This window comes from Flavobacterium sp. UBA4854, assembly GCF_002399805.1.
In the GTDB taxonomy this organism is placed as follows: Bacteria; Bacteroidota; Bacteroidia; order Flavobacteriales; family Flavobacteriaceae; genus Flavobacterium; species Flavobacterium ginsengisoli.
Genome location: NZ_DHEI01000035.1, coordinates 64,612 through 66,953 on the forward strand (window position 1 = coordinate 64,612; position 2,342 = coordinate 66,953).

Below are 2,342 nucleotides of genomic sequence, written 5' to 3' on the forward strand. Positions count from 1 at the left end.
TTTAGTGAAAAAAGAAAGAAAAACACAAATGCAGTCGATTATGCACAAAAAATTGTAAAACAGATTAAAGCATTGATAAAAAAAGGTATTCCGTCAAACCATATTACTGTAATCGGAACTTCAAAAGGCGGTTATATTGCACAATTCGTTTCGACTTTTCTCTCCAATCCAGATCTGAATTTTGTTTTTATAGGTTGTTTTATGGACACAGATATACAACAAATCACGGATATTAATTGGTGCGGAAATATTTTGACTATTTATGAAAAATCAGATATTTACGGAGTTTCTGCTATTAAAAGAAAAGAAACTTCTAAATGCAAAATAGATCATTTCAAGGAAATTGAATTGAACACTGGCCTAAAACATGGCTTTTTATACAAAGCCGCAGACAATTGGATTGCTCCAAGCAAAAAATGGGCAAATGGAAATTACGAGCTGAATTAAAGATTCAAAAACCTAAAAAGAAGTCTTCAATAATTTTAATTTTATTGAAGACTTTTTTTGTTGAAACCTGACGTTTTTTTGATTAAAATCTTCTTTTTGAAATAAAATTTTTATCATTTTTTTTCTTCTAAAATAGCTTCATAAAAAAGAAACATCATTTTCAGCCTCTACTATTACGATTTCAATACGTTTTTTTCAACCAAAAAACAGCGTTTTGTTACAAAATAAACGACTCTTCAAATTTTGTTAATGTACAATTGGCATTCCATTTGTTTGTTTAACTTTGTGAATTCAGTACCATAATAAAAAAACAATTTTAATAAAATATGAAACAATTAGTCCTTGTCGTAATTGCATTTATTTCTTTTTCTTGCTCACAAGCTCAAAAAACAGCTTTTTCAAAAGAAGCTTTATCTGAGAAATTACTAGCTCTTGACGGAAGTCAGGTTACTTTCAAAAACGTTTTAAAAAAATATAAAGGAAAAACTTTGGTTATCGAAGTTTGGGCTTCTTGGTGTGGTGATTGCGTAAAAGCAATGCCAAAACTAAAAGAATTACAAGCTGGTAATCCTGATGTATCATACTTATTCTTATCTGCTGACAAAACGGCTGATAAATGGAAGGCAGGAATTGAAAAACACGAATTAAAAGGCGACCATTTCATGATGAACGACGGAATGAAAGGTGTTTTCGGAAAAGCTATTGATTTAGATTGGATTCCGAGATATATCGTAATTGACAAAACAGGTAAAATTGTTTTATACCGTGCTATCGAAACTGACTTTGAAAAAATCAATTCTACTTTACAATCATTGAAATAATTTTTCAATCACAACATTTCAAACAAAAAACAAAAAAATAATATAAAACTACCAAAATGAGAAAATCGATTGTTGCAGGAAACTGGAAAATGCATAAAAATGCTGCGCAAACTGAAGAGTTATTAAACGAATTAATTGCTAAAATTCCAGCAAAAACAAATGCACAAGTAATTGTAGCGCCAACTTTTGTTAACTTACAAGCTGCAGCTGCAAAATTAAAAAATACAACTATTGGAGTTTCTGCTCAAAACGTTCACCAAGCTGAAGGTGGTGCTTTTACAGGAGAAATTTCTGCAGATATGCTAACAAGCATTGGTGTTAATACTGTTATCTTAGGTCACTCTGAGCGTAGAGCTATTTTTCACGAAACAGACGCTTTAATCGCAGACAAAGTTAATACAGCTTTAAAACATGATATGACAGTAATCTTCTGTTTTGGAGAAGAATTAAAAGACCGTCAGTCTGGAAATCACTTCAACATTGTTGAGAATCAATTACGCGATGGTGTTTTCCAAATCGCAAAAGAATCTTGGTCTAAAATTGTTTTAGCTTACGAACCAGTTTGGGCTATCGGAACTGGAGAAACTGCTTCACCAGAACAAGCACAAGAAATGCACGAATTTATTAGAGAAACAATCCGCAAAGCTTTTGGAGCTGATATCGCTGACGAAGTTTCTATTTTATACGGTGGTTCTGTAAAACCAGAAAACGCTAAAGAAATCTTCTCTAAACCAGACGTAGACGGTGGTTTAATTGGAGGTGCTGCTTTAAAAGCTGACGATTTCTTAGCAATCGTTACTGCTATCTAAAAAATTATTTAGCCACAGATTAAAATGATTTCCACAGATTTTATTCTAATTTTTAAATAAAATCCATTTAATCCTTATAATCTGTGGCTTAAAATAAAAAGCGATACTTTGAGTATCGCTTTTTTTATGTCTCTAACTTTTCTCTTGCCTCTTTTTCATCTTCTCACATCTCACCAAAAAACTAATTAATAAACGATTTCAAAAGCGGACAATTATACTTTTTAAACGTTGGTGTTGCTTTGTAAATTGAATAAAAATTAACCAA

General features: G+C 31.4%; 3 protein-coding genes. All 3 read left to right on the forward strand.

The window, feature by feature from the left end:
• Positions 1-447 (forward strand): alpha/beta hydrolase (locus B3J44_RS04745; protein WP_286966109.1); only part of this gene is annotated, 447 nt, incomplete at its 5' end.
• A 326-nt stretch (positions 448-773) separates the two neighbouring features.
• On the forward strand, positions 774-1,268 hold the full coding sequence (locus B3J44_RS04750) for a TlpA family protein disulfide reductase (protein ID WP_286966110.1): 495 nt from the start codon (positions 774-776) through the stop codon (positions 1,266-1,268).
• 56 nt (positions 1,269-1,324) lie between these two features.
• The gene (tpiA, locus tag B3J44_RS04755; protein WP_198856130.1) at positions 1,325-2,077 is read left to right on the forward strand and encodes a triose-phosphate isomerase; all 753 of its coding nucleotides are present in this window, start codon (positions 1,325-1,327) and stop codon (positions 2,075-2,077) included.
• Positions 2,078-2,342: the final 265 nt, after the last annotated feature.